Here is a 25,951-nt window from a genome sequence, read left to right on the forward strand (position 1 = left end):
CCGGGTGAGCCATGCCCGATGGCGCGTAAGTAGAACGTGTTACAGTTTTGCCGACTGCGGCGGAGGGTCTGTGACATGAACCGCAAGCGCGTCGTCATCGCGGGACTGGGCGACGTCGGTGTCCTAACCGCGATCCGGCTGGCCCGGCACGCCGACGTCGTCGGCATTTCCAGCAAACCCGCACTGGTGAGCGGTCAAGAACTCGGCATCCGGCTGTCCCGCCCCGAGGACTGGGCCCGCGACTACTGGATTCCGTTCGACAGGTTCCGCCGCCTGGACGGGGTGCGGACCGAGCAGGCCTCGTTGACGGGCCTGGATCTGGCGGGCCGCACCGTCCTGGGTCGCCGCGCGGACGGCACGCCCCTCGCCGAGGAGTACGACGCCCTGGTCATTTCGACCGGGGTCAGCAACGGATTCTGGCGCAGGCCGACACTGCAGTCGGCCGCCGAGATCGGCGCTGACCTGCGCGCCGCCCACCACCGGTTGTCCACGGCGGATTCGGTGCTGGTCATCGGGGGCGGCGCGGCCGCGGTCAGCAGCGCCGTCAACCTGGCGACCACCTGGCCGGGCAAGCGGATCGACCTGTACTTTCCCGGAGAGCGCGCCTTGGGCGAATATCACCCGGCCACCTGGCGGCGCGTCCGCGATCGACTGACCGACCTCGGGGTGGGCCTGCACGCCGGGCATCGTGCCCGGGTTCCCGACGGCTTCTCGGGCGACGCGATCACAGACGAACCGGTCGACTGGAGCACCGGCCAACCGCCGAGTTCCGCCGACGCCGTGCTGTGGGCCATCGGTCGGGCGCGACCCAACACCGATTGGCTGCCGCCCGAACTGCTCGATGAACACGGCTTCGTGCGCGTGACCCCGGAACTGCGGGTGCCCGGCCACCGAGGCGTCTTCGCCGTCGGCGACGTCGCGGCCACCGACCCGCTGCGCAGTTCCGCCCGCAATCGCGGGGATGCGTTGGTAGCCCACAACATTCGCGCCGAGTTCGCGGGTCGGGACCTGCGCACTTTCCGAACGCCGGGACGCCGGTGGGGTTCGTTGCTGGGTATCCAGCCCAACGGCCTCGAGGTGTTTTTCCCCACCGGTCATTCGTTCCGCTTCCCGTCATGGTCGGTCGAACGGGTGGTGATGCCATGGATCGTCCGATGGGGCATGTATCGGGGCGTGCGCGACAACCAACCACTTCGATAGTGGCCACCGACCAAGCGGTCAGGTCTTGATCGACCCGGTGCGCTTGTTCGTGAACGTCGCGACGCACACCATCGCGCGGTCACCGTGCTGCCACGAATCCTGCGTGGGCTTCATGACCGCCAGGTCGATGTCCGGATCCAGCAGCGCCGTAGCCGAGTACGACGCCAGCGACTCCTTGCATTGCTTGCCGTAGGCGCTGAATCCGTAGTCCCCGGGGAACGGTCCGTCGGGAATGGTCACGACGCCGGCCACCTCCGCCACATGGGGCCGATCGCAGCTGACGGTGTTCACCGACGAGATGCGGTTTCCGGTCGGCAGCTCGGCGAAGCAGTCCCCCACCTTGATGTCTTGAGCGCTCACCGGGTGAGTCGACGACAGGGCCGCGAAGGCGATCGCGACGGCGATCACCATCGCCCAGACGGCGGACAGCACGAATCCGCCGATGGCCATGCCGCGACCGCGCTGCCCACCGGGCTTCGTTTTTCCCAGGGCGATGATGCCGAAGATGACGCTCAGCAGGATGCCACCCACGGCCCCGCACACCAGCGACGCGACGGCGAACCCGCTGGTCGTCTGGCGGTACGGCGGCGGGTACGCGTATCCGGGCGGCGGGTACGGACCCTGCGGGTACGGCTGCGGATAACCACTCGGGGGGTACGGCGCGGGATAGGGACCGACGGGGTAGGGGCCCGGATACGGCGGCGGATGGCCACCCGGGTACGGGGGCGGCGCGCCGGGATCCAGCGGATGGGACATGCCTCACTGTAAGGCCCGACGTGTCTTCCCGCTCGGGTGAGCGTCGCCGACAGCCGAGCGCCTGGGTGCCGCTGGAAGCCTAGGTGCAGTCGGGAACCCTAATCGCCGGTGCGCGTAAGTGTTTCGTCGTAATCCAGGCTCCATTGGCAGTTGGGTCCGCCGGACTCGTCGAGGTGGTTGTGGCCGGTGAGCAGCGTGATGGGATCCCGCGGCGGTTGGGGCAGCGGATACTGCCCGGTGGCTTTCGCATAGACCAGGCCGCCGCAACCGGGGTCGTTGTCGTCGTGCTCGACGTGCAGGCTCCAGGTTCCACCGGCAAAGACCAGCGGTGTGTCGATCGTCGTGGAGTGGAGATAGCTCATGCACCGGTCCCCGCCCCTCAGGCAGTCGGTGACGACCGCCTGATCCCCCTGCTGTGGCGGGATGGCCTTCTTGAATTTCCGGGTGACGTGGTAGCGGCCGTGCAGCGCTTCGGCCGGCGACCCGACCCGGGGCGGGAGGGCGCTCGGGTCGGGCAGGGTGGTGACGTCGACGTCCCCGGTGCGGGTGAAGGTCACCGTCCGCTTTTCGTTGCAGGCGTTTTCGGAGGCCCCGCGGTATTCACCGGTGAAGCTGCCGTCGGGCTGCGGCTGCAGCGTCAAGACCTGCCAGACTTCGGCCGGCGCGTCCCGGCATTTGTCGGAGCCGAGGCTCACGGCGACCCAGCGCCCGTCCACCTCGTCGAACACCGAGCTCGAGGCGAGCCTCAGCTCGCCGCTGAGACGCGACGCGGTCGCCCGGCAGCCGGTCGGACCGCACGCCGAGCGCACCGCGTAGGTGTCCGTCGTCGGCTTGGCTGCCGCCGCGGCGACATCGTCGAGGGTGCCGCCCTGCCCGAAGTGCGCCTGGTAGACACCGGTGAACGGGCCCGTGTTCGGCTGCGGACGCTTCGTTGGCGGGGCGCCGGTCGGCGCGGCGGCGCGACCGGGTTCGTGGTGGTGCAGGAGCTTCACACCGGCGAAGACACCACCCGCCGCGACGAGCAGCCCGATGCCGGCCAGCGCGCCGATCCGCGCGCGGGGACGCCGCCCCGGTCGCCCGCCGGCGGGGGGTCGCACGGCGGGGACGGTGGCGTCGATCGCGGGTTGGGTGTCGGGGAACGGCAGGGCGCCGGGCCCGCAGTGGTCCGCACCCAGCGCGCGGGCCAGCTGGTCGGCGAATTCGCGGCAGCTGGCGAATCGTTCGGCCGGCGTCTTGGCCATCGCGATGGCGAAGACCGGATCCAGCGCGGCCAGCTCCGGACGCTGGGCCGCGATCGAGGGCGGCGGGGCGCCGATGTGCTGGCTGATCACCACGGCGGGATTGGAATCGACGTACGGCGCCGCGCCGGTCAGCAGGTGAAACACCGTGCACGCCAACGCATATTGGTCGGCGCGCCCGTCGATCGGCTCGCCCTTTAACTGCTCGGGCGCCGCGTAGGCCGCCGTGCCCACGGTCATGTTGGTCGCCGTCAGCCCGGTGGCGTCGTCGACGCGCCGCGCGACGCCGAAATCGGCCAGAAAGACTCGCCGCTGCTGCCCGTCGGGATCGGTCAACAAGATGTTGGCCGGCTTGACGTCGCGGTGCAGCAACCCGCGTTGGTGCGCGTAGTCCAGCGCTGAGCCGACCGCGGTCGCGATGGCGACCACCAATTCGAGCGGCATTCCCCTGGGGTGGTTTTCGCGCAGCAGCCGGCCCGCGTCCGTGCCGGCCACGTAATCCATTGAGATCCAAAGCCGGCCGTCGTCCTCGCCGCGGTCATGGATCGCCACGATGTGCGGATGCGACAGCCCGGCCGCCAGGTCGGCCTCACGCAGGAACCGGGCGCGAAACTCCGGGTCATCGGTCGAGTCCGCCGCGAGGACCTTCAGCGCGTCCTCGCGCGGCAGCCGCGGGTGCGCCGCGAGAAACACCTGACCCATGCCGCCCGAGCCCAGCATCCGCAGGATCGTGTATCCGGCAAACACCTGGCCGACTTCGAGCGACATGGGCAGATCGTAAATGCCGAAGCCGCGGCGGCACGCGCGATTCGCGCAGACGCGGCTGCTCGCCGGGCGGGCTCATCCGCGCGGGCACCGCTAATCGCCCGTGCGCGTGAACGTTTCGTCGAAGTCCGCGTTGAGTGGGCACGGCGGGCTTTGCTCCTGGTGACCGCGGCCGGTGAGTTTCGCAATGGGGTCCGTCGGCGGTTGCGGCAGGGGATATTCGCCGCCGGATTTCATGTGCGTCGTATCCCCCGACCGCGGACACGTGCTGGTGGCGTCGACGTTCCAGGTCCACCTGCCGTCGCCGAATACCAGCGGTAGGTCGTTGGATGGTTCGTGAAAGTAGCTCATGCATCGATCACCGGTGCGCAGGCAATAGGTGGTGACGGCGGTGTCGAACTGCTGCAGCGGGTCCCCGCTCGTCAAGGTCCACGTCACGTGGTAGCGGCCGCGCAGCGCCTGGGCGGGCGATACGACTCGTGGGGGGTTGCCGGCCGGGTCGGGTAGGCCATTGATGTCCCCGTCGGCGGTTCGGGTGAAGGTCACGGTCCGCTTGGTCGCGCAGGCATTGGCGGCGGTCGCGGTGTAGTCACCGGAGAGACTCCCGCCGGGACCGGGCCGCAGGGTGAACACCTGCCAGAACTCCGCGGGGGCATCGCGGCACGTGTCCGACCCGAGCGACACCGCCACCCAGCTCTCGCCGATCTGGTCGAACACCAGCGTGGGGACCCCCACGGACGCGCCGCCCAGGCGTTGCGCCGTCATCACGCAACCTTGCGCGCGGCACACCGATCGGATCCCGTACGTGCTCGTCACCGCCGGAGGCGCAGCCGAATCCGGAATGTCGTCGAGGGCGATGGTCGCCCCGAAGTCGGTCCGGTAGGTGCCGGTGAAGGGGCCCGACGCCGGGGCCGGGTGGCGCTGCCCCGTGAGCTTCAGGCCCGCAACCGCGCCACCGGCGACCAGCAACACGATGCCCACCACGATCCCGATCACCACACCCGGGCGCCGGGCCAATCTCCCCTTCGCGGGCAACGCAAGCGCGGTCGGGTCAAGCGCCGGTTCGGGGTGGGCACCGGGCGCCCCGAGGTGCTGACGCAATGCCTCGGCGAACTCCCCGCAGCTGCCGAACCGCCCGGACGGCGCCTTGGCCATCGCGGTGGCAAACACCGGGTCCAGCCCCGCCAGCTCCGGGCGGCGGGCGCCGATCGAGGGCGGCGGGGCGCTGACCTGCTGGCCGATCACGACCGCGAGGTTGGGGCCGCCGTACGGCGGGACGCCGGCCAGCAGGTGAAACGCTGTGCACGCCAAGGCATATTGATCCGCGCGGCCGTCGACCGGCCCGGCCATCAGCTGCTCCGGCGCCGCGTAGGCCGCCGTGCCCACCGCCATCGTGGTCGACGTCAGCCCCGCCGCGTCATCGACGCGCCGCGCGATGCCGAAGTCGGCCAGGTAGATCCGCCGCCCCTGGTCGTGGGAATCGGTGACCAGAATGTTGGCGGGCTTGACATCGCGGTGCAGCAGGCCCCGATGATGCGCGTAGTCCAGCGCCGAGGCGACCGCGGCGATGATCGTCATCGCCTCGTCGACCGGCATGCCGCCCGGAAACCGCTCGCGCAGCAGCCGGGCCACGTCGGTGCCGGCCACATATTCCATCGAGATCCAGAACTGGCCCTCGAATTCACCGCGGTCGTGGATAGCCACGATGTGCGGATGCGACAGCCCGGCGGCCAGCTCCGCTTCCCGCTCGAACCGCTCCCGGTACTGCGGATCGGCGGTGAACTCGGGCGGCAACACCTTCAGCGCGTCCTCGCGGGGCAACCGTGGATGCGCGGCCAGATAGACCCGGCCCATGCCGCCCGACCCCAGCACCCGCAGGATCGTGTATCCGGCAAACACCTGCCCGGCGTCAAGCGACATGGGCAAATCGTAGAGTCTCGCGGGTCAGACGCAGTTGAGCAGCAGCATGAGCCCGTAGTCCATATGGATCTGCTGATGGCAATGCAGCAGCGACAGGCCGGGTTGATCGGCGACGAAATCGGTCTCCATGCTCTGGTAGCCGCCCAGCATCACAACGTCCTTGCGCACGCCGGCGGTCGGGGTGCCCGCGAAGCGGGTGACCTCAAAGGTGTGCCGGTGCAGGTGCATCGGGTGCAGGTCGTCGGTGGCGTTGCGGAACCGCAGCCGGTAGCGCTTATCGCGTTGCACGTCGAGCACGGGCCGGTTGGCGTCCATCGAAAACGGTGTCCCGTTGAACGTCCAGAGGTTGAAGCCGCCCTCGGCGGCGTTGCGCTTCTCGATCAGCATCTCGATGGTGCGGTCGGGCGCCGCAGGCGGCGTGGGGTTGGGCCGCGCGAACAGCCGGTAATCCCATGTGAACGGCGGCGGTGGCGCCCACTGCGGATCTCCGCCGCGGCCCGCGTATTCCACCACCACGCCCATCCCGTGGCCTCGGTCGTCGTCGGACAGGTCGCCCAGCACCCACACGCCCGGGTTGTTCATGGTGACCACCGCCGAAATGCGTTCGGCCGCACCGAGCCACAGGACCGGCACGGCCGCCGGATTCGGCACCGGGTTTCCGTCCAGCGCAACCACATTGAAGGTATGCCCGGGCAACGCCAGGCTGCGCGTCTCGGTGGCGCTGCCGTTGAGGACGTGCAGCAACACCCGCTGCCCGGTCTGGACGCGGATGGGGTCGCCGTGGCCGAGCATGCGGCCGTTGATCGCGAACGCCCCGTAGCTGACCTCGAAGCCACGCGGATCGCCGCGGTCGAGCGAGGCCTTCATCGCCGCCTCGCCCTTGTCCCTGAGGTCGGGGTCCTGCTCGCCGGCGAGGAAGTCGCTGGCCATGTCGCCGCCCCGGCTGAAGGTGGGGTTGAATTCCTTGAGCGTCAAGAAGATCTCTTGGTCGTAGGAACCGGCGTTCTGCCGGGGTTCGATGTAGACCGGGCCGACCAGGCCGCTGTATTGGCCGCGGGACAGGTCGGAGCGCGGGACGACATGGGTGTGGTAGAACCGGAAGCCGGCCGGGCCGGGGATGAAGGAAATGCGGCGCATGCCGTGCGCGGGGATGTAGGGCGTGCCCTCCTCAGCGGAGCCGTCGACGTCGACGCCCACGTGCTGGCCGTGCCAGTGCAGCTGCTCGGGGGAATCCGTGTCGTTGAAGACGTCCACCCACGCCCGCCGGCCCTCGTTGAACCGCAGCAGCGGACCGGGGAATTGGCCGTTGTAGGTCAGGGTCGACGCGAGCTGACCCGGTGCCAACTCCACCGTCGAAGTGCCGATCCGCAGGGTGTAATCCGGCTTGCCGTTGGGCGGGGATGGCGGCGCGGTCCGCGCACACGCGGCCGATGCGAGGCCGGCGGTGCCGCTCGCGGCGATCAGCGCCAGCCCACCGCCTTTCAGGAACCGGCGCCGATCGACCCGCATGCTCACCGCTCCGACGAATGCCGGGCCAAAACGGGCAGCAGGAACTCGATACGGCGATCCAGTTCGCCTGCCACGCGGCGGAATTCGGGATAGCTCTCCCGCTCGCCCCCGGCGGCCGACGGGTCGGGCAGGCTCCAGTGCATCGCCGTGGCCACGCCGTGCTCGTGGGCGTACTCGCGGACCTTGTCGCACAACGTGATCACGTAATCGAAGCGGCGCCGGGCGACCGCCGCCAGGGGCCGGGGCCGGCTGCCGGCGAGGTCGATGCCGTACACGTCGCGCATGATCCGGACCGCGTTGGGATGCAGCGCAGGCTTGGGATGGCTGCCCGCGCTCGCCGCGCGGATGCGGGTTCCGCCCCTTTTCCGCAGCAGCGCCTCGGCCATCGGCGAGCGCGCGCTGTTGCCGGAGCACAAAAACAGCACCGACCCGGCAGGTCGCGTCGTGGGGCCCGCCGCGAGCGACGGATGAAGCGCGGCGGCCGCGTCGGCGAACGCCCCCGCGCACCTGGTCAGGTTCAACCGGTAATAGGTGTCGCGGCCGTCGAAGCTGCTTCGACGCGCGTCGATCAGGCCGGCCGAACGCAACAGCCGCAGGTGATACGAGACGAGGTTTTGCGGTTCGCCGACGGCGGCGGCCAGTTCCCGCACCCGCTGGTCGCCGGTCGCGAGCTCGGTCAACAGCGCCCAGCGCACCGGATGCGAGGCCATCTGCATCAGCTGGGGAACCACGGCCCGATCGGTCGCCGCCACCCTTCGGATAATACATCAAACCAATTTGATAGGTTACCGGCTGTGAACGCGACGAGCCCCGAGCTTCGACGGAGCCTGGGCCTGTTCGACGCGGTCGTGATCGGGCTGGGCTCGATGATCGGCGCCGGGATTTTCGCCGCGCTCCCCCGCCGCGCGCGCTGCCGGCTCGGGGCTGCTGGTGGGGCTGGCGCTGGCGGCGGTGGTGGCCTACTGCAACGCCACCTCGTCGGCTCGGCTGGCCGCCCTGTACCCCGCCTCCGGCGGGACTTATGTGTATGGGCGCCAGCGGCTCGGGGAGTTCTGGGGATATCTGGCGGGGTGGGGCTTTGTGGTCGGAAAGACCGCCTCCTGCGCGGCGATGGCCCTGACCGTCGGCTCCTACGCGTGGCCCGCACAGGCGCACTCGGTCGCCGTCGCCGGCGTGGTCGCGCTGACGGCGGTGAACTACGCCGGGGTGCAGAAGGCGGCCTGGCTGACCCGCATCATCGTCGCGCTGGTGCTGGCCGTGCTCGCCGCGGTGGTCGTGGCCGCGTTCGCCTGCCGCGGCGTCGGCGCCGATCACCTGCGCCTGACGGGTGTCACCGTGGGCGGGGTGATCCAGGCCGCGGGCCTGTTGTTTTTCGCGTTTGCCGGCTATGCGCGGATCGCCACGTTGGGCGAGGAAGTCCGCGACCCCACGCGCACCATCCCGCGGGCGATCCCCCTCGCGCTGGGCATCGCCCTGGCGGTCTACGCGTTGGTGGCCGCTGCCGCACTCCGCGCGTTGGGACCGCGGCGGCTGGCCGAATCCTCGGCACCGCTGTCGGATGCGGTGCGGTCGGCGGGAGTCGGCTGGCTGGCGCCCGTGGTTCAGGTGGGTGCGACGGTGGCGGCGGTCGGCTCGCTGCTCGCATTGATCCTCGGGGTCTCCCGCACCACCTTGGCCATGGCGCGCGCCCACCACCTCCCCCACGCGCTGACCGCCGTGCACCCGAAGTTCCGGGTGCCCCACCGCGCCGAACTCCTGATCGGGGCCATCGTGGCGGTGTCGGCCGCCATCGTCGACCTTCGGGGCGCGATCGGGTTTTCCTCCTTCGCCGTGCTGATCTACTACGCCGTCACCAACGCCTCCGCGTTCACCCTGCGGCCCGACGAGGGCCGCCCGCCGCGCGCGATCCCGGTGATCGGGATCGTCGGGTGCGTGGTCTTGGCATTCGCGATGCCGCTGTCTTCCGTGCTGGCGGGCGCGACCGTACTGGGCATCGGCGTTGCCGCGTACGCGATTCGGCGTGCCGCACGACCCGCCGATCGAGCCTGACCCGACGCGGGGGTTGCCTACTGATTCGATGAATGTCTATATAGACGGATGTCGAATCAGGCGCCGGCGTGTTGCCCGACGCTCGGAGCCGCGGCCATGGACGCGGCGCAGGCCGTCGACCTGGCGGCGATGTTCAAGGCGCTGGCCGACCCGGTGCGCCTGCGCCTGCTGAGCCTGACCGCCAGCCACCCGTTAGCAGCCGGTGTCGCGCACATCAAAACATCTGTGTCACAGCAGAGTTGACGGATCGCGGACCAGCTGTCGATCCTGCTTAGCCGGCGATCTCCGCACTGCCGATGGCGTGGTGTTCGAATCCTTGCAGGGCGGGTCTTAACGCGGCGAGTCACGAAACAGCGTGTACAGAAATTCGCGCTGGTGGGCGATTACCGCGTCGAAGGCGGGCCCGTGCGGCCACACGTCGAAATGATCACACGGGTAATGCTGCACTGAGGCACCGGCTTTGGCTGCCATCGCGGCTTGCGCCGCAGGGGGCGCGCTTCGGTCGGCATCCCCAATTTGAACCAGTATCGGACACCGGACCTTGGCCGCGACGCGCGTGGGCCGATATCGAAGCAGTTCAAAACCGACGGCGGCATCGATCCGGTTGACCCATGTCGGTCCCGCCAGCGCGGTGTACCGGTCGTGGTAGCCGTCGAGGTTGAGTGCGGCGTCTTCACCGGGTAGACCGACTAGCGGGATCGTGATCGGACGGCCGCCGCGATCGGTTCTGATACGGCTTCGTATGCCGGCTAGAGTGCACCTGGCCAACGAGCCTGGGCGACGTTGGCTCAGCGCGAGAACCGCTGCGGCCCAACCATCTACCAGCGGTGTCACCGCGATCACCGCGGCAACGTCGCTGCGTTGAGCTGCGACGACGACAACGTGGCCGCCGGCCAGCGACGCTCCCCACAGCACGACCCGGGCCGGATCCGCGGTCGGCAGCGAGCGAGCAATGTCCACCGCGGCGTGATAGTCCTCGACCTGGCGACGCATCGACACCGACTGTCCGCCGACCCCCGCGGACGCACCGAACCCGTAGTAGTCGAACGCCAGCACATCGCATCCGATCGCGCACAAAGTCTCCGCGAACGGCAGTAGACCACTGTCGACCGTCCCGCCGACGCCGTGCGCCATCACGACGACCGGCCGACCCTGCGGCCCAGCAAGGACATCGGTGTCGGCCACGCCATGCCACGCGCGGCACACACCACTGGGAGAAATGAACTCGACTGCAGTCACTGGCATCAGTACCGAGTCGCGGCCTGAACGCGGCGCTGTGGGGTCATTTCATCGTGTCTTTTCCCCCGCCGAGGAGGTGCCGCGTAGCGGTCACCAACTGAGACAGACCGCCGGTTCGTTGCTCAACTTCGCCGAAACCTCTCAGACGCAAAGCTTTAACGATTTCATCACGGCCGAACATCCGACAGCCGCTAACACCTTCAACCACCCGGCTGCGCACGTCACCGCGCGTACCCCCTGGCGCCAGACTGGTGAGGATGACCACCCGACCGTTGGGACGCAGCACGCGGGTAATCTCATCGAGCGCCTTGAAGGGTTGCTCGATGAGATAAAGAGCCATTAGGCATGCGATGGCATCGGCGCTTTGGTCGGCGAATGGTAGTTTCTGGGCGTCGGCACGTAGATACGCCACGTTGGGGCCCGCATTGTCGATGGTGGCACGCCGCAACATGTGGTGTGACGCGTCGACTCCCACCGCCAAACCGTTCTCGCCCACGGCGCTACCGAACAGCCCGGTGAAATTACCCGGCCCGCAACCCAGGTCGATCACCGCGGCACCCGGTCTTAGCTGAAGGCCGCCAGTATTCGTGTGCGGTCGTCGGCGCGCTGCGGAGCAACGAGCCCCACGAGGCGTCGCAGCGCGGCGCGGCCGCGCTCGTAGCCGCCGGTATAGAACTCGGTATTCATCAATCGATGCACGATGCGTGGCGCAGGCGGTACCTGCTCACCAAGAAAGTCCATATAGCCCGACTCGGTGAAGCGAAAGTCGGTACATCGCTGCGGATCTAACAACTTCCGCGTCCGCTCCACGACTGACGCCGCCGGTCCATAAGTCATCAACGCCGGACTCCCTTCATGATTTCGTCGCCACGACCCGGCCCCCGCGCTCACCGCGGCTGCCGCCCCACAGTAGAACAACTATTGCGCCACACAGTATCGTGATGCTAGCTTCCAGAATAGCGATTCTGTTCGTCTCCAGGTCGCCCGAAGTTTTTCCACTTCAGCAGCAGGAGGCTGTGATGACAACCGCCCTTGAACACGATTTCGCCCGACCATGGGCCAAACGGCGCGTCCGGACTTACGCGTGGTGCGCGGCGTTTACGACAACGATCGCGGTGGGCAGCATCATCGGAGTCGGCCTGGGACTGATCCCGATGGTGCCCGTGACCGGCACGATCGCCTGTTTTCTGTTTATGACCCCGGTTTTCATCATGTTCATCACGTCATGGATCGATACTCCGGGCGAGACACGCACGACGCTGGAAAAAGCCAATGAGTTTCAGATGCTCTGGTTTTGCATTGCCGGCGCCGCAAGTGAGCTCTGGTGGGAGGTCATCTGGCTCGTCGGTGACCTGATGGGCAAGATGCACATCACCCAGGGTCAGCGCTGGGGATGGGTGATCTGGTACTACGGCATCAACGATGTGCGCTATCTCAACAGCGACGGAGCGTTGTGGGCGATGGAACTGGCTGTCGTAACCGGCGCCGCCATCCTGCTGTACTCGTGGTCGAAGTTGAGGAAAGCCGGCAACGACCCCGACAAACGTATCCGTCCGCTGTGGTGGACCTTCTTCACCATGGCGGTCATGTTGACGGTGTTTTTCATCTACTTCATCGCCGAAGCGCGCCACGGCTTTCCCAACTTCCCACGCCACGGATTCTGGGACGTCTCGATCGTCCTGATCTATGAGAACTTGCCGTGGATGATCGCACCCATCGTCAGCCTTCCCTTCGTCGCCAAGCAACTGGGCTACCTCTACGGGCGCAAAGCTGTGGAGGCGGACCGGGCGTCGACCCGAGCGGGCGCTGTCCGCGGCACTGGCATTCCCGTCTCGACCCGCAGCTAGGCAACCGCCACGCCGGGCTTGGGTACGTTGGCGAAGATCAGATCCAGCCAATGCACCCAAGCCCTGGGCACACCCGGCGGCCCACACACAGCCGTTGCAACGACGCCGAAAGCGCAGAAGACACAGCAATTTTCAGCGTCGCTCCGCGACGCTCAGCGACATCCGCCAATCAAAAGGACCCTGGCGCCGCATAGCCGCGAACGGACACGATGACATCACCCGCCTTCGACTTCTCACAGTATCGACCCGAGGCTGCCAGCCCTGAATTCGTGGAGTACGTCCAGAGCCTGCGGGAATTACAAGACGCCACGCAGTCAGCGAACCCCGACGCGGCCGTGTGGACCGCGGCGGCAACCCAACTGCGCCGACTCACGACAACCCTCACCCAGAATCGGGCACCTGAAACACAGGCCCCAGCCGGTCGCGATGCCGCACTACCCGGCTTTGGGAACCCACTGATACCGGCGTTCACCATCCACACCACTAGCGCCAAAGGTGTTGTTCTGCAGGGCAAGTTCGGCCGCTTCTACCATGGCGCCCATGACGTCGTCCTCGGCGGCGCGCTACCGCTACTTTTCGACTGGCACTTCGCCCTCACCATCGACGCCGCCGGCCGCCCCATCAGCCGCACCGCCTACCTCCACGTCGACTACACCGACTACGTATTGACCGACACCCCACTGCAGGCCACCGCCCGCATCGACGTCATCGAAGGACGCAAAACCTTCCTCAGCGCCGAGCTGACCCGCTCCAACGACACAACGACACTGGCCAAAGCAACCGCCCTCATGATCGCCTTGCGAACCCACCAACGATGAACCACCAACAAGACGGGGCTTAGGCGTGCTAATCCTCCCAAGAAGCGCCAGGCCGACTCGATCCAAGCAAGCACCACCCGAATTCGCGACACGATGCGCGTGGTCGCCATGCCTAACGAACATCCGAAGAAGGGTTTGACCGTGATCAGCGACGCCGGCCGGATCGGGCGCGTGACAACCGGACGTACTGCATCAGCGCCCACAGACACCAACCCCGATACCTATGCCCAGCACCGAAGCCGCAGCACGGCGCGGACACCGGATCAGTCCCGTCTACACAAAAGGCGCCAAGCGATCGTCGCCCGTACGTGGTCAGGGCCAGCACTTTTCACATTCTTCATCACCATCAACGTCACTCAAGCGTTGCAGCACGGATACGGGCTGCACTCGGGCCGTCCCCGCCCAGAATCAGTGGATACCAGTCATGGGGGAAACGGGTTTTGGGGAGACGCCCTCGTTATTGGGGTCGTGATCCCACTTACCCTAAGCGCCCTGATCGCTGAAGCCTACTGGCTGGCCACTCGCTTGGGTGACCCACCCTACACTTCGCTCACACAAGCGCAAATCGATGCCCAACCTGGTATCTCATCGAGATACCAAGCTACACAAGTGGTCTCCTTGTCTTGGCAATCGTGTGCACGGTCGCCATCTCGATATTCGGTGCCGCGCTGATGCCCACCGTGCTCGTCGTGTTCGGCTGGTAAAGGGCGCCACGATGACACAAGCAGCGTCGAGGGCACTCGCGGAAGGAACAGACTCGCAGCGCTCTGATCGCTTTCTTCTTGCCGGATGCATTGTCTGCGGGTCAGCCGTGATGGGCCCACTAGGGCTCATCCTGATCGCGTTGGGTTTCCGGGAATTGCGGCGCGCCGCACTAGCCGGCGAGCGCCAGCGACCCCTGGAGGGTCACAATCATCGGTGTCTTCGTCATGGCGGACGTAGGACGTGACGGCAAGTCGCAGTAGCGCACGTCAGGCCCATCGCCGGTGGTCAGAGGAACTCTCTGACGGGTCAATTATGCTCGAGCCGTCAGTACCCTGGCCCGAAGGACGGTATGGCACAGTGACTCGGTACCGGTGAACGTCCCCAGCATTCACGAAACCCGCCGGCAAATGTATCGGATGCAGATCATTTCAGCCGCCGAGTACGAGTTCGCCAGGGCCGGGTTCGAAAAGACCAAGGTCGCAAACATCGCGCGCACCGCAGATGTGTCCCTAGCGACGCTGTACAAACACTTCGCCGGCAAGGACGAAATATGGGACGTCCTCAATCAGCAGCGCGTCGAAGAATTCATTTCCGCAGGACAACAAGCCATAGCTGATTGCACTTCGCCGGTCCAACGACTCTTCGCATCGCTTCATGCGCTCGTCACCTACTTCGCCGAACATCCCAACTACTTGCGCATTCACGTCAGCGAAGGATTGAGCTGGGCCACAGGCGGCCACAATTGGGGCCGCGGCAACCAGCGCGACGCCTGGCGTACCGGCATCGACACAATGGTCGCGCTGGCGCACGACGCAGTCGAATCCGAAGGAGTTCCCCCCATGCGGCCATCGCTGTTAGCGGGCCTCGTGGTGTCAGCGCTGCAAGTATGGTTGACCGACTGGGTCAATAGCGAATTCGACAGGCCCGCTGACGACGTGGCACTCGAACTCACCCAGTACTTAAGGCGTTCGCTGGAATTGCCCGCAGCGGCCGCCCCCGGACCTGGAGCACGTAAAACTCCGCCCATCCCTGAGACACGCCTCCCTTCAAAATAGGACCGAAAGCGTAAGTCCACCAGAACGTTCTGGTTGCCAGCCATTCGCGTCGGTATCCCGCTAGGAACCGTACATTGGCGATGCGCACTGCTACTGGCTCATTCAACACCAGCTAACACCAGCCCAAAGATTCGACAATTTCGCCACGCACCACGTGACCACAATCTGTCCCGCATCGTTGTCCCAGAGATAGTCTGAAATGTGACAACACTCCTGCTTATCAACGATCACGGTCAACTGACAAGGCTGCGCCACAATGAGATTCACCGTCGGATCAAAATCAGCCAGGATAGAGTTCGCCCGCTCTAGGCGAGACTAGTAGATGACGTGGTCGCGTTCAGTCGCCGACCAATACGTGCCCGAGTAGTGGCGCTGGCCGAAGTACCATCGGAAGGTGCGCCAAGGCACTACCCGAAATGATGTTTCGGGCGACACTTCGCCCGCCGGCAGACAGCGTTTTTCCCCGCCGCTGGCCGGTAGGCAACGGTCGCGGAACTCAAGTCAACGCAAACTACATCTGACATGGATAAACCACGCGGTCAACCGCGAACCCAGGGTGTCACCATCGGCAGGTTTTCGCGAGGGAACGGCACCGGAAATTCGCGCTGACCCGTCTAGTGCAACTAACTACTTTCTCAACTTCGTGGCGGATTCGCCAGTCATTCGCCATTCCTGTGAGAAGTTCGCCACGCAAAATGAGAACCTACAGCGGCGGCTGCGAACCCGGTTGTTCCGGGAGCCGTAGCCGATGGCCGACAAACCCAGCGTCCTGTTCGTCTGCGTCCACAACGCCGGACGCTCGCAGATGGCGGCCGGCTTGCTGCGCCACCTCGCGGGCGACCGCATCGAGATCCGTTCCGCGGGAACCGAACCCGCCGACGCGGTCAACCCCGTTGCGATCGCGGCCATGGCCGAAATCGGCATCGACATCGCGGCCGCCACCCCGACGATCTGCACGGCCGACGCGACGCGCAGCAGCGACGTCGTGATCGCCACGGGCTGCGGTGACGCCTGCCCCTATTTCCCCGGGGTGTCCTACCGCGACTGGAAATTGGCCGACCCCGCAGGCCAGCCGCTGGCCACCGTGCGGGCCATCCGCGACGACATCGCGACGCGGGTCCGCGCCTTGGTCGCCGAGCTTCTGCCCACGTCCACCCCCTCATGATCACCCGGAGAAAGGAATCAACATGTTCCGCGTGCAGCTAGCCCTCAACGTCGACGATCTCGGCGAGGCGATCGCGTTTTACTCCAAGCTGTTCGACACCGAACCCGCCAAGGTCAAGCCCGGCTACGCCAACTTCGCCATCGCCGAACCGCCGCTCAAGCTGGTGCTGTTCGAGAACCCGGGCCACGGCGGCACGCTGAACCACCTCGGCGTCGAGGTGTCCTCCGCGGACGACGTGCACGCCGAAATCGGCCGTCTCGGCGCCCACGGGATCTTCACCGATGAAGAGATGAACACCACCTGCTGCTTCGCCGCCCAGGACAAGGTGTGGGTCACCGCCCCCGGCGGCGAACGCTGGGAGGTCTACACCGTCCTGGCCGACTCCGACACCTTCGGGGCCGCCGGCGGCGACGCCGAAGAGGCCTGCTGCCAGGCGTAGGCGCCCCGCGGCGATTCCCGGCCGGCCCGAAGGGGAAGACTGAGCGGATGGCCGAACCCGGAACGGAAGCATTCGAAAAGCTGGTGGCGCTGTTGAACTATCCGATGTTCGTGGTGACCACGCAGGCCGACGGCGTCGACGCCGGCTGCCTGGTCGGTTTCGCCAGCCAAACCAGCATCAATCCGCCGCGTTTCCTGGTCGGCATTTCCAAGAAAAACCACACGTTCCGGGTGGCCGCCGGGGCCAGCCACCTGGCCGTGCACGTGTTCGACCACGAGCACATCGGCGTCGCGGAATTCTTCGGCAGCCAGACCGGCGACGAGGTCAACAAGTTCGAGCGGTGCTCGTGGCATCGCGGGCCGGCGCAGCTGCCCATCCTCGACGACGCGGCCGCCTGGTTCGCCGGCAAGATCCTGGATCGGTTCTCCCTGGGCGACCACGTCGGGCACCTGCTGGAACCGGTCGACGGTCGCCCGCCGCAGGAACTGGAGGAATGGGTGTCATTCGGCGACGTGCGCCACCTGGAACCCGGCCACGAGGCCTGACGTGACCGACTCTCCTCGGGTGGGCGCCGTCGGCGACATCACCGAATTGGCGTCGTTCTACGCCGATCCCCCGGACGGGGTGCGCGCCAACATGATCTTTTCCGCCGACGGCGCCGCCGCCTTCGGTGGCCGCGCCGGACCGCTGTCGTGTCCCACCGATCAGCACCTGCTGCGGATCCTGCGCGGCTTCGCCGACGTGGTCCTGGTCGGCGCCGGCACCGCGCGCGCCGAGAACTATGGCCCGGTGCGGCTCACCGATGCGCAACGGGAAAACCGGCACGCCGAAGGGCGGCCCGCGCCGCCCCCGATCGCCGTGGTCAGCCGAAGCGGTGAACTGCCGGCCAGGCTGTTCAGCGACCCGGACCAGCCGCCGATCCTGGTGACCTGCGCACGCTCGCCCGCGCGGCACGCAGTCGGCGACGGCGCGCGGCCGCCGGCCATGGTGGCCGGCGACGACTCCGTCGACGTCAGCCGTGCCGTCGAGCTGCTGCGCGAGCACGGCATGCGCCGCATCCTGTGCGAGGGCGGGCCCACTCTGCTCGATGAGCTGGTCGACGCCGACGCCATCGCCGAGATCTGCGTGACCCTGGCGCCCAAGCTGGCCGGGGGCCAGCCCGTGGGCCTGCGACGGCCCGCGCAGCTGTCGGTGCCGGCGGCGATGCGGCTCGAGCACGCACTGGCCTACGACGACTACCTGTTTCTGAAATATCGCCGCTGATCGGTCAGCCGCGGGGATAGCCCCGGCGGACCGTCCGGTCCAGAATGCCCAGAGTCGCCCGCAAGGCGCCCTCGGACAGGACCGGGAAAATTCCGGCGTCCCGCCACTTCGCGTCGATGTTCGACCAGTCGTAGAACGAGGTGACCACGGTGGACGCGCCGTCCTCGGCCGGTTCGAGCAGATAACCGTAGACATGGCCGATCTGCGGGCGGATCTGGCCGAGAACCGTCCACGAGATCAGCCGATCCTGCTCGAAGTCTTCGATGCTGACCGTGACGTCGTATTTGCCGAGCTGCGGGAAGTCGTTGAGTGCCTCGCGGTCCATGTGAACCACGAAACTGTCCCCGGCGGCCGTGACGGAGTCGCCGTCGGCGTCCTGGAGCATCCCCGAGGAATCGATCGAGACGTGGCCCTGCGGATCGCACAGCACCGCGAAGATGTCGGCCGCGGGGGCCGGGATAGTGCGACTGGTCTCGATGCGTTCGGTCATGAGTCCTCGCAGCCGGCGGAGATAGCCATAAATTGGGTCCCGGGTAACTCTACGTCGCCTGGCGCGATCGAGGGCAGTGCCGCCGCGATTGCTGGACGGCCGCTCGGCATGCAGCGGGTCCCGCGGGTTCCTATGATGAAAGCTTGGGTTATTTCCATCGATTTGCCTGCGCGACACTGCCTTCAGTCCATCGTCGTCCAACCACTCGCGGGCACCGGAGAGGAGGACCGCCGGCCACGTGAGCGATGCAAACGGCGAGGACGAATACCGCAATCTGGCGGTGAACCGATTGCGGCCGGGCGAGCTGCACTGGGCGCTCAACCACGATTCGGTGCACGGGATCGCCTACGCCTTCCGCAACCCCGTGGCCGTCGCCGAATCCCTTGACGACCCGCAAGACGATCGAAAGACCTACCTGATCCGGGTCAGGCGCGACGACTTGGCCAACGCGCTGGGAAAGATCAACGACTGGATCGTCAAAAATCCCGGTCCGGCGGGGATGCAGGCCTACGGCTTCGTCCGGGCGCTGTCCCGCGAGGGCCTCAGCGAACGCAAAGCCGGCGACGAGGAATGCCGCTGAGCCGCTGCCCACGCCGTCCGGCCCGCAATCGCCACGGCCAGCAAAGTCGCAATGAGCTGGCTTTCTCGTTATTCACCGTGCCCGGACGCTGCCGAAGCCATTAGCCTTATGCCTGGCAGGCATGCTCGTAGGTGATTGCGGCCCCGGGTGAGGAGTCGGCGATGGGTGACACGACCGCGGATTCGCGGGAGGGTTCGCAGTTCGGGCCGTATCGGCTGCGGCGGCTGGTGGGCCGCGGCGGCATGGGTGACGTCTACGAGGCCGAGGACACGGTGCGCGAACGCATCGTGGCGCTCAAGCTCATGTCGCAGACGCTCTCCAGCGATCCGGTCTTCCGCTCGCGCATGCAGCGCGAGGCCCGCACCGCGGGGCGGCTGCAGGAACCCCACGTCGTGCCGATTCACGACTTCGGTGAGATCGACGGCCAGCTGTACGTGGACATGCGCCTGATCGACGGCAAGAACCTGGCCACCACGCTGAGCCGGTTCGGGCCGCTGGCGCCGCCGCGCGCGGTGGCCATCGTGCGCCAGATCGGCTCGGCGCTCGACGCCGCACACGCGGCCGGGGTGATGCATCGCGACGTGAAACCGGAGAACATCCTCGTCAGCTCCGACGATTTCGCCTATCTGGTCGACTTCGGGATCGCCAGCGCCACGTCGGACGAAAAGCTGACGCAGTTCGGCACCACAGTGGGCACGGTCAAATACATGGCGCCGGAGCGGTTCAGCGACAGCGAAGTGACCTATCGCGCCGACATCTACGCCCTGGCCTGCGTGCTCTACGAGTGCCTCACCGGGACCCCGCCGTACACCGGCGACACCATCAGCGTGATGGGGGCCCACCTCAACCAGGCGATCCCGCGGCCCAGCGTCGCGCGGCCGAGCATCCCGGTGGCCTTCGACGCCGTGATCGCCCGTGGCATGGCCAAGGACCCAGCGGCGCGGTATGCGACCTGCGGTGACATGTCGTCGGCCGCCTACGCCGCGCTGGCCACACCCGATCAGGACCGGGCCACCGACATCCTGGAGCGCAGCCAGGTGGCCAAGCTGCCCGCGGCGTTCGCCGGCCAGCAGCCCAGCGGCTTCGCGTCGGTGCCGCCGGCGATGGCCGGCCACGCCCCGCCCCACGGCCCGGCGTGGCCCGCGACCCCGGCAACCGGCTCACCGGTCATCGGCGGTGGACCGGTGCCACAGCCGACGGGATGGCCGGGGACTCCGCCGTGGGGCACGGGCGATCTGGGGAGCACCGGCGCTCCGCCGTGGGCGCAGCCGCCCCGGGGCGGCCGTAAACCGTGGCTGTGGGTGGGCGCCGCCGTCGCCGTGGTGGTGGCCGTCGTCGGCGTACTGGCCCTGGTTGCCGCTCATCCGTGGCAGTCGTCGTCCTCCCGGCCCACGTCCAGCGCGACGTCGGCGCCGCCCCCGCCCGACGCGGTCGAGTTGAAAGTGCTCGACGACGGTGTGTCCATCGGCAGCGGGGCGGCACCGACGACGATCGATATCTTCAACGAGCCCATCTGCCCGCCGTGCGGCAGCTTCATCCGGTCGAACGCGAGCGACATCGAAAGCGCGGTGAACAACAAGAAGCTGGCGGTGCGCTATCACCTGCTCAACTTCCTCGACGACAAATCGCACAGCAAGAATTACTCGACTCGCGCCGTCGCTGCCACGTATTGCGTTGCGGCACAAAACGATCCGAAGCTCTACAGCGATTTCTACTCTGGCCTGTTCGCCAGCACCTTCCAGCCCGCGGAGAACGCCCCCGAGGATCGCACCGACGGCGAATTGGCCCAGTTGGCCAAGACCGTCGGCGTCGATGCCAGCGTGATCGACTGCATCAAAGCCGGTGACGACGTCGCCACCGCCAAAGCCAAAGCGGCGGCCGGGGATGCGACGTTGAGCGGGCTCAACGCCACCGGCACGCCGTTCGTGTGGGACGGCACCAAATCGGTGAACTACCAGGATCCAACCTGGCTCACCAAACTGCTCGGATAGGCCGCCGACGGCGCTTGCCGCGGTGGGTGATTCGGCCCCGGCCGTGCCGTGCTAGGGGCGCGGTGTCGGAGGCGTTGGCGCCGAGGGCGTTTGCGGCGGCGGCATCATGCCGCCCGGGCCCATCATCCCGCCCGGCCCCATCATGGGGCCCATACCACCCGGTCCCATCATGGGGCCCATACCGCCGGGTCCCATCATGGGGCAGCCGCCGGAGTGGCCGCCGTAATACCCGCGGTACCAGCCATAGTGGCTGCCCGCGGACCAGCCCAACAGCAGCCCCCAGAACAGGATCACCGAGACGACGAAGAGCGTCCCGGCAACGATCACCACCCACGCCGCGGCTTGGCCCAACCGGCTGGATCCGCCATACCGGTTGTCGTACCGGGGTGGGCCGGCCACGGTGGCCGGGTCGACCGTGGATTCGGGTGTTTCCGTCATGCCTAGAAGGATCGCACACACATACCCACGGGGGGTAGGGACCATTGGCCCTAGCTTGTGGGCCGCCCGGGACGGCGGTCAGTCGCCGGTGCGCGCGAATTTGATGTCGACGTCGGTGCTCTTGCACGGCGACGGCGGCCCCGTAACGTCCTCGTGGCCGTGCCCGCTGATCAGCGGAACCGGGTCCTGCGGGGGCTGGGGCATCGGGAAGTGCGCGACGATCCTGGTGTGCTCCATGGCGCCGCCCCGCGTGCAGGGCATGTCGAACTCACGGTCGTAAGTCCAAGCGCCGCCGTCGAATACCAGCGCCATGGCCGACAAGGGTGGTTTGTGGAAGAAGGTCATGCACCGGTCGCCGGTGCGCAGGCAGTCGGTACGGACCACGAAGTCGTTCTGTTCCCGGTAACCGTTCGGCTGAGTGCCGCTCTCCTGGTAGTGGCCGTGCACCCCCTCGGCCGGCGACACGGTCCGCGGCGGCAGGGCGTTCGGATCGGCCACGCTCTTGACGTCGACGTCCCCGGTGCGGGTGAAGGTCACGCTTCGTTTGTTGGCGCAGCCCTTGCCCATGATCTCGGTCGCCTCGCCGGCCAGCGTCCCGTCGGGACGCGGTTGCAGCGTGAACGTCTCCCAGATTTCACCGTCGACCTTGCCGCACGTGCTCGAGCCCACGCTGACGGCCAGCCAGCTTCCGTTCACCTGGTCGAGCACCATCGTCGGCACCTGCATGGTCTCTCCGGTCAGGCGGGTGGCGGTCGCGACGCAGCCGGTGGGCCGGCACGCGGAGCTCACGCCCCACGTCTCGGTTGTCGGCGCGGCGCCCGGCGGCGGCATGCCCTCGATGCTGGTGATCCGCGCGAAGTCGGCCCGGTAGACGCCCGTGAAGGGTCCCGAGTTGGGCGGCGGGGTCGCGGGTGTCGGGGCGGCCGTGGGCGCGGCGGTGGGCGACGGCTGGTGGGAGTGGGTGAGCCGGTCGCCCGCCCAGACGCCACCCGCGATCAGCGCCGCGACGCCCGCCAGGGCGGGGATCAGGACGGCCGGGCGCCGGCTCCACCGCTTCGTCGGCCGCAGCGGCGTTGTGGGCGCGGCGACGCCGAACGAGGGCTGGGTGATTTCGTTGTCGGGGCGGGGCGGAATCTGGCCGGCGTATGCGTAGCCCGGGCCGGCCTGCTGGCCGAGGTGGGCGGCGAACTCCCCGCAGCTCCCGAATCGCTGCGATGGCTCCTTGGCCATGGCGGTGGCGAACACCGCGTCCAGCGCGACCAGCTCCGCCCGCCGCGCACCGATGGACGGCGGCGCGGCGTTGACATGCTGGCTGATCACCACGGCGGGATTGGAATCGACGTAGGGCGCCGCGCCGGTCAGCAGGTGAAAGGCCGTGCAGGCCAAGGCGTATTGGTCGGCGCGCCCGTCGATGGGCTCGCCCTTCAGCTGCTCGGGCGCCGCGTAGGCGGCCGTGCCCACAGTCATGTTGGTCGCGGTCAGACCGGTGGCGTCTTCGATGCGCCGGGCGATGCCGAAGTCGGCCAGGAAGACGCGGCGCTCCTGACCGTCGGGGTCGGTCAACAGGATGTTGGCGGGCTTGACGTCGCGGTGCAGCAGCCCGCGATGGTGCGCGTAGTCCAGGGCCGACGCGACCGCGGTGATGATGGACACCACCTCATCGAGCGGCATTCCGCCCGGGTTGTTTTCGACCAGCAGCCGGCCCGCGTCGGTGCCGGGCACGTAGGCCATCGAGATCCAGAAGTGGCCGTCCTCCTCACCGCGGTCGTGGACTCGCACGATGTGCGGGTGTGACAACCCGGCCGCCAGGTCGGCCTCGCGCACGAAACGGGCCCGGAATTCCCCGTCGGCGGTCAATTCCGGCGGCAGCACTTTCAGCGCGTCTTCGCGCGGCAAACGTGGGTGCGCCGCCAGGTACACCTGGCCCATGCCGCCCGAGCCCAGCAGCCGACGGATCGTGTATCCGGCGAACACCTGGCCGACCTCGAGCGACATGGCCAGATCGTAAGTCTTGTCTTCGGGGGTTTTGGGCACTTCCGATCCTTTCCGGCCACAGGGCGATCGCCCCGTCAGCAGAAAGGTTGCGGCACCGAACTTGCCAGATCTTGGTGAAGTCCTTGCGGATTTCTTGCGCTGCGTGCGCGGATCGCCGGACGTGGGGGCCGCGGATCACCGCCGCTTGCGCGGCCGGCCCCCACGCCCGACGAAGCCTGTCACAGGATGTACAGCATCTCCTGGTAGGTGGGAAGCGGCCACAGATCGTCGGCCACAACGCTTTCCAGCGTGTCGACGGCCGCGCGCACCGCGTCCATCGCCGGTAGCAGCTCCTGCTGGGCGTGCGTGGCCTCTTCGAGCGCCGACGATGCGGAGTGATCCGACAGTGCGGACTTCAGCGTCGCCAACGCCGCGGACAGATCGGCAAGCGGAGCCGAAACCCCTTCCAATGCAGCCATACTCGGCTCCACGCCGGCCTTCTTCAGGGCCGCGACGTTTTGCGCGAGCTCGGTCTGGTAGCGGATCGCGGCCGGCAGGATGACCGTCGTCCCGATCTCGAGCGCCAGCTTCGCTTCGACCGCGATGGTCAGCGCGTACTGCTCCAGGCGGACCTCGTAGCGGCTGTGCAATTCGCGATCGTTGAACACGCCGTATTTTTCGAAGAGTTCGATCGATTCCGGCTTGATCAGCTCGGGGATCGCATCCAGCGTGGTCTTCAGGTTCGGCAGGCCCCGCTCGGCCGCCTCGATCTGCCAGTTCTCCGAATACCCGTCCCCGTTGAACACCACCGCGCCGTGTTCGGTGATGACGTCGGTGAGCAGCTTCTGTACCGCCGCGTCGAAGTCCTCGCCGTCGGCGACGGCCTTCTCCAGGATGGAGGCCATATAGTCGAACGAGTCGGCCATGATCGTGTTGAGGACGATCATCGGCACGGCGACGGTCTGCCCGGAGCCCGGGGCCCGGAATTCAAACCTGTTGCCGGTGAACGCGAACGGACTGGTGCGGTTGCGGTCGCCGGCATCGGTCGGCAGCGGGGGCAGCGTGTCGACACCGATGATCATGGTGCCTTTGCCCTTCGAGGATGTGGCCGCACCCTTGGCGATCTGCTCGAACACGTCGGCGAGCTGCTCTCCGAGGAAGATCGAGATGATCGCCGGCGGTGCCTCGTTGGCGCCCAACCGGTGGTCGTTGGTGGCCGAGGCCACCGACACCCGGAGCAGCCCGGCGAATTTGTGCACGGCGCGGATCACCGCCGCACAGAACACCAGGAACTGCGCGTTCTCGTGCGGGGTGTCGCCCGGGACGAGCAGCGAACCCAGTTCGGCGTTGCCCACCGAGAAGTTGACGTGTTTCCCCGAGCCGTTGACGCCGGCGAACGGCTTCTCGTGGAACAGGCATTCCATGCCGTGCTTCTTGGCGATCGTCTTGAAGGTGGTCATCAGCAGCTGCTGGTGGTCGGAGGCGATGTTGGCGCGCTCGAACATCGGCGCCACCTCGAACTGGCCCGGCGCCACCTCGTTGTGCCGGGTCTTGGCCGGAATGCCCAGTTTGAACAGCTCCCGCTCGGTGTCCATCATGAAACCGAGGACGCGCTCGGGCACCGCGCCGAAGTAATGGTCGTCGAACTCCTGCCCTTTGGGCGGCTTGGCGCCGAACACCGTGCGACCGGCGTTGACCAGGTCCGGCCGGGCCAGAAAGAAGTGCCGGTCGACCAGGAAGTACTCCTGCTCCGGGCCGCAGAACGACACGACCTTGTTGAGCTCCTTGTGGCCGAACAGCTTCAGGATGCGCTCGGCGTGGATGCCCATGGCCTGCTGGCTGCGCAGCAGCGGCGTCTTGTAGTCCAGCGCCTCGCCGGTCATCGAGACGAAAACCGTTGGGATGCAAAGCGTGTTGCCGTTTGGGTTCTCCAGGATGTAAGCCGGGCTGGTGACGTCCCAGCCGGTGTAGCCGCGCGCTTCGAAGGTGCTGCGCAGCCCTCCCGAGGGGAAGCTGGAGGCGTCGGGCTCGCCCTGGATGAGGGTCTTGCCGGCGAACTCGGCGAGCGTCTGCCCGTCCGAGATGGGCTCTAAGAAGCTGTCGTGCTTCTCGGCGGTCAGGCCGGTCATCGGGTAGAACACGTGGGCGTAGTGGGTGGCACCCTTCTCCAGCGCCCAGTCCTTCATGGCTACCGCCACCGTGTCGGCGACCGCCGGGTCGAGCTTGGCGCCTTTCTCGATGGTGGCCACGACGGACTTGAACACCGACTTGGGCAGCCGCGCCTGCATTTCCGCCTTGGTGAAGACGTTCGAGCCGAAGATCTCGCCCGGCGTCTCCCCGGCTACGAAGCTGATGGCCGGGGGAACATACGCCTCGACGTTGTTGATCGCCTGCAGACGGACAGCGTTTCCGCTCAATTGAATTCCTATCGCTGGGGGGCCCCACGGTTCACGTGGCGGACGACGGACCGCCCCACCATAGGAACGTTCGATGGCAAATTTGTTACGCCG

The 25,951-nt window shown here is 67.3% G+C and carries 21 protein-coding genes and 3 pseudogenes; 12 read left to right on the forward strand and 12 right to left on the reverse strand.

What is annotated here, in order from left to right; translation table 11 throughout:
• The first annotated feature begins 75 nt into the window (after positions 1–75).
• Positions 76–1,200 (forward strand): FAD-dependent oxidoreductase, encoded by a 1,125-nt coding sequence (locus tag MTAB308_RS02890; protein ID WP_077097704.1) that lies wholly within the window; start codon positions 76–78, stop codon positions 1,198–1,200.
• 18 nt (positions 1,201–1,218) lie between these two features.
• Here the strand turns inward: MTAB308_RS02890 and MTAB308_RS02895 are convergent, their stop codons facing one another.
• From MTAB308_RS02895 to MTAB308_RS30210, 5 genes are all read right to left on the reverse strand, one after another.
• Positions 1,219–1,956 carry a DUF4190 domain-containing protein gene (locus MTAB308_RS02895; RefSeq protein ID WP_077097706.1) on the reverse strand — a complete coding sequence of 246 codons (738 nt, stop codon included), beginning with the start codon at positions 1,954–1,956 and terminating at the stop codon, positions 1,219–1,221.
• Between the two features lie 98 nt (positions 1,957–2,054).
• Positions 2,055–3,962: a serine/threonine-protein kinase gene (locus MTAB308_RS30205; RefSeq protein WP_077097708.1), complete on the reverse strand. Its 1,908-nt coding sequence runs from the start codon at positions 3,960–3,962 to the stop codon at positions 2,055–2,057.
• Positions 3,963–4,052: 90 nt separating this feature from the next.
• Positions 4,053–5,879, reverse strand: a complete 1,827-nt coding sequence (locus MTAB308_RS30550; RefSeq protein ID WP_077097710.1) for a serine/threonine-protein kinase — start codon at positions 5,877–5,879, stop codon at positions 4,053–4,055.
• A gap of 24 nt (positions 5,880–5,903) precedes the next feature.
• Positions 5,904–7,388 carry a multicopper oxidase family protein gene (locus tag MTAB308_RS02910; RefSeq protein ID WP_245831225.1) on the reverse strand — a complete coding sequence of 495 codons (1,485 nt, stop codon included), beginning with the start codon at positions 7,386–7,388 and terminating at the stop codon, positions 5,904–5,906.
• 2 nt (positions 7,389–7,390) lie between these two features.
• Positions 7,391–8,140 (reverse strand): arsenate reductase/protein-tyrosine-phosphatase family protein, encoded by a 750-nt coding sequence (locus tag MTAB308_RS30210; protein WP_083746419.1) that lies wholly within the window; start codon positions 8,138–8,140, stop codon positions 7,391–7,393.
• Positions 8,141–8,254: 114 nt separating this feature from the next.
• On the opposite strand from MTAB308_RS30210, the pseudogene MTAB308_RS02920 reads away from it, so the two are divergent.
• Positions 8,255–9,437, forward strand: a pseudogene (locus MTAB308_RS02920) (APC family permease).
• Positions 9,438–9,485: 48 nt separating this feature from the next.
• Positions 9,486–9,629, forward strand: a pseudogene (locus tag MTAB308_RS02925) (transcriptional regulator); the annotation flags it as partial.
• A gap of 138 nt (positions 9,630–9,767) precedes the next feature.
• Here MTAB308_RS02925 and MTAB308_RS02930 read toward each other — a convergent pair.
• Genes MTAB308_RS02930 through MTAB308_RS29610 form a run of 3 tightly spaced genes read right to left on the reverse strand, consistent with a single transcriptional unit; the run spans position 9,768 to position 11,513 of the window.
• The gene (locus MTAB308_RS02930; protein ID WP_077097714.1) at positions 9,768–10,682 is read right to left on the reverse strand and encodes an alpha/beta hydrolase; all 915 of its coding nucleotides are present in this window, start codon (positions 10,680–10,682) and stop codon (positions 9,768–9,770) included.
• A 37-nt stretch (positions 10,683–10,719) separates the two neighbouring features.
• Positions 10,720–11,226: a class I SAM-dependent methyltransferase gene (locus MTAB308_RS29605; RefSeq protein WP_245831227.1), complete on the reverse strand. Its 507-nt coding sequence runs from the start codon at positions 11,224–11,226 to the stop codon at positions 10,720–10,722.
• A gap of 14 nt (positions 11,227–11,240) precedes the next feature.
• The gene (locus MTAB308_RS29610; protein WP_245831229.1) at positions 11,241–11,513 is read right to left on the reverse strand and encodes a hypothetical protein; all 273 of its coding nucleotides are present in this window, start codon (positions 11,511–11,513) and stop codon (positions 11,241–11,243) included.
• A 182-nt stretch (positions 11,514–11,695) separates the two neighbouring features.
• Here MTAB308_RS29610 and MTAB308_RS02940 point away from each other — a divergent pair, with 182 nt between their 5' ends.
• The 7 genes and pseudogenes from MTAB308_RS02940 (at position 11,696) to MTAB308_RS02975 (ending at position 17,968) form a co-directional block, all read left to right on the forward strand.
• Entirely contained in the window at positions 11,696–12,523 is an 828-nt protein-coding gene (locus tag MTAB308_RS02940; RefSeq protein ID WP_245831231.1) for an Emopamil-binding protein, read from the forward strand.
• 209 nt (positions 12,524–12,732) lie between these two features.
• Positions 12,733–13,341: a hotdog family protein gene (locus MTAB308_RS02945; protein ID WP_077097716.1), complete on the forward strand. Its 609-nt coding sequence runs from the start codon at positions 12,733–12,735 to the stop codon at positions 13,339–13,341.
• A gap of 1,076 nt (positions 13,342–14,417) precedes the next feature.
• On the forward strand, positions 14,418–15,101 hold the full coding sequence (locus tag MTAB308_RS02950) for a TetR/AcrR family transcriptional regulator (RefSeq protein WP_245831233.1): 684 nt from the start codon (positions 14,418–14,420) through the stop codon (positions 15,099–15,101).
• 751 nt (positions 15,102–15,852) lie between these two features.
• Positions 15,853–16,266: pseudogene (locus tag MTAB308_RS02960) on the forward strand (arsenate reductase ArsC); the annotation flags it as partial.
• 22 nt (positions 16,267–16,288) lie between these two features.
• A complete protein-coding gene (locus MTAB308_RS02965) occupies positions 16,289–16,705 on the forward strand; it encodes an ArsI/CadI family heavy metal resistance metalloenzyme (protein WP_077097723.1) in 417 nt (138 codons plus the stop codon).
• A 47-nt stretch (positions 16,706–16,752) separates the two neighbouring features.
• Positions 16,753–17,250, forward strand: coding sequence for a flavin reductase family protein (locus MTAB308_RS02970; RefSeq protein WP_077097725.1), 498 nt, complete (start codon positions 16,753–16,755; stop codon positions 17,248–17,250).
• Between the two features lies 1 nt (position 17,251).
• Positions 17,252–17,968, forward strand: coding sequence for a pyrimidine reductase family protein (locus MTAB308_RS02975; RefSeq protein WP_077097727.1), 717 nt, complete (start codon positions 17,252–17,254; stop codon positions 17,966–17,968).
• A gap of 4 nt (positions 17,969–17,972) precedes the next feature.
• Here MTAB308_RS02975 and MTAB308_RS02980 read toward each other — a convergent pair whose 3' ends face one another.
• Positions 17,973–18,458, reverse strand: coding sequence for an SRPBCC family protein (locus MTAB308_RS02980; protein WP_077097729.1), 486 nt, complete (start codon positions 18,456–18,458; stop codon positions 17,973–17,975).
• Positions 18,459–18,738: 280 nt separating this feature from the next.
• On the opposite strand from MTAB308_RS02980, the gene MTAB308_RS02985 reads away from it, so the two are divergent.
• Both MTAB308_RS02985 and MTAB308_RS02990 read left to right on the forward strand, forming a co-directional pair.
• On the forward strand, positions 18,739–19,038 hold the full coding sequence (locus tag MTAB308_RS02985; RefSeq protein ID WP_425436177.1) for a hypothetical protein: 300 nt from the start codon (positions 18,739–18,741) through the stop codon (positions 19,036–19,038).
• A 161-nt stretch (positions 19,039–19,199) separates the two neighbouring features.
• A complete protein-coding gene (locus MTAB308_RS02990) occupies positions 19,200–21,029 on the forward strand; it encodes a serine/threonine protein kinase PknE (protein ID WP_077097733.1) in 1,830 nt (609 codons plus the stop codon).
• Positions 21,030–21,080: 51 nt separating this feature from the next.
• On the opposite strand, the gene MTAB308_RS02995 is transcribed toward MTAB308_RS02990, so the two are convergent.
• The 3 genes from MTAB308_RS02995 to MTAB308_RS03005 form a co-directional block, all read right to left on the reverse strand.
• Positions 21,081–21,467: a hypothetical protein gene (locus MTAB308_RS02995; protein ID WP_077097735.1), complete on the reverse strand. Its 387-nt coding sequence runs from the start codon at positions 21,465–21,467 to the stop codon at positions 21,081–21,083.
• A 78-nt stretch (positions 21,468–21,545) separates the two neighbouring features.
• Positions 21,546–23,501: a serine/threonine-protein kinase gene (locus MTAB308_RS30215; protein WP_077097737.1), complete on the reverse strand. Its 1,956-nt coding sequence runs from the start codon at positions 23,499–23,501 to the stop codon at positions 21,546–21,548.
• 179 nt (positions 23,502–23,680) lie between these two features.
• The gene (locus MTAB308_RS03005; RefSeq protein ID WP_077097740.1) at positions 23,681–25,858 is read right to left on the reverse strand and encodes a glutamine synthetase III family protein; all 2,178 of its coding nucleotides are present in this window, start codon (positions 25,856–25,858) and stop codon (positions 23,681–23,683) included.
• Positions 25,859–25,951: the final 93 nt, after the last annotated feature.

This window comes from Mycobacterium terramassiliense (genome assembly GCF_900157385.1).
Lineage (GTDB): Bacteria > Actinomycetota > Actinomycetes > Mycobacteriales > Mycobacteriaceae > Mycobacterium > Mycobacterium terramassiliense.

Excerpts from the sequence above, each read along its gene's own strand:
- MTAB308_RS02890 (WP_077097704.1), top strand. The coding sequence starts at position 76 with ATGAACCGCAAGCGCGTCGTCATCGCGGGACTGGGCGACGTCGGTGTC.
- MTAB308_RS02895 (WP_077097706.1), bottom strand. The coding sequence starts at position 1,956 with ATGTCCCATCCGCTGGATCCCGGCGCGCCGCCCCCGTACCCGGGTGGC.
- MTAB308_RS30205 (WP_077097708.1), bottom strand. The coding sequence starts at position 3,962 with ATGTCGCTCGAAGTCGGCCAGGTGTTTGCCGGATACACGATCCTGCGG.
- MTAB308_RS30550 (WP_077097710.1), bottom strand. The coding sequence starts at position 5,879 with ATGTCGCTTGACGCCGGGCAGGTGTTTGCCGGATACACGATCCTGCGG.
- MTAB308_RS02910 (WP_245831225.1), bottom strand. The coding sequence starts at position 7,388 with ATGCGGGTCGATCGGCGCCGGTTCCTGAAAGGCGGTGGGCTGGCGCTG.
- MTAB308_RS02930 (WP_077097714.1), bottom strand. The coding sequence starts at position 10,682 with ATGCCAGTGACTGCAGTCGAGTTCATTTCTCCCAGTGGTGTGTGCCGC.
- MTAB308_RS29610 (WP_245831229.1), bottom strand. The coding sequence starts at position 11,513 with ATGACTTATGGACCGGCGGCGTCAGTCGTGGAGCGGACGCGGAAGTTG.
- MTAB308_RS02940 (WP_245831231.1), top strand. The coding sequence starts at position 11,696 with ATGACAACCGCCCTTGAACACGATTTCGCCCGACCATGGGCCAAACGG.
- MTAB308_RS02945 (WP_077097716.1), top strand. The coding sequence starts at position 12,733 with ATGACATCACCCGCCTTCGACTTCTCACAGTATCGACCCGAGGCTGCC.
- MTAB308_RS02965 (WP_077097723.1), top strand. The coding sequence starts at position 16,289 with ATGTTCCGCGTGCAGCTAGCCCTCAACGTCGACGATCTCGGCGAGGCG.
- MTAB308_RS02970 (WP_077097725.1), top strand. The coding sequence starts at position 16,753 with ATGGCCGAACCCGGAACGGAAGCATTCGAAAAGCTGGTGGCGCTGTTG.
- MTAB308_RS02980 (WP_077097729.1), bottom strand. The coding sequence starts at position 18,458 with ATGACCGAACGCATCGAGACCAGTCGCACTATCCCGGCCCCCGCGGCC.
- MTAB308_RS02990 (WP_077097733.1), top strand. The coding sequence starts at position 19,200 with ATGGGTGACACGACCGCGGATTCGCGGGAGGGTTCGCAGTTCGGGCCG.
- MTAB308_RS02995 (WP_077097735.1), bottom strand. The coding sequence starts at position 21,467 with ATGACGGAAACACCCGAATCCACGGTCGACCCGGCCACCGTGGCCGGC.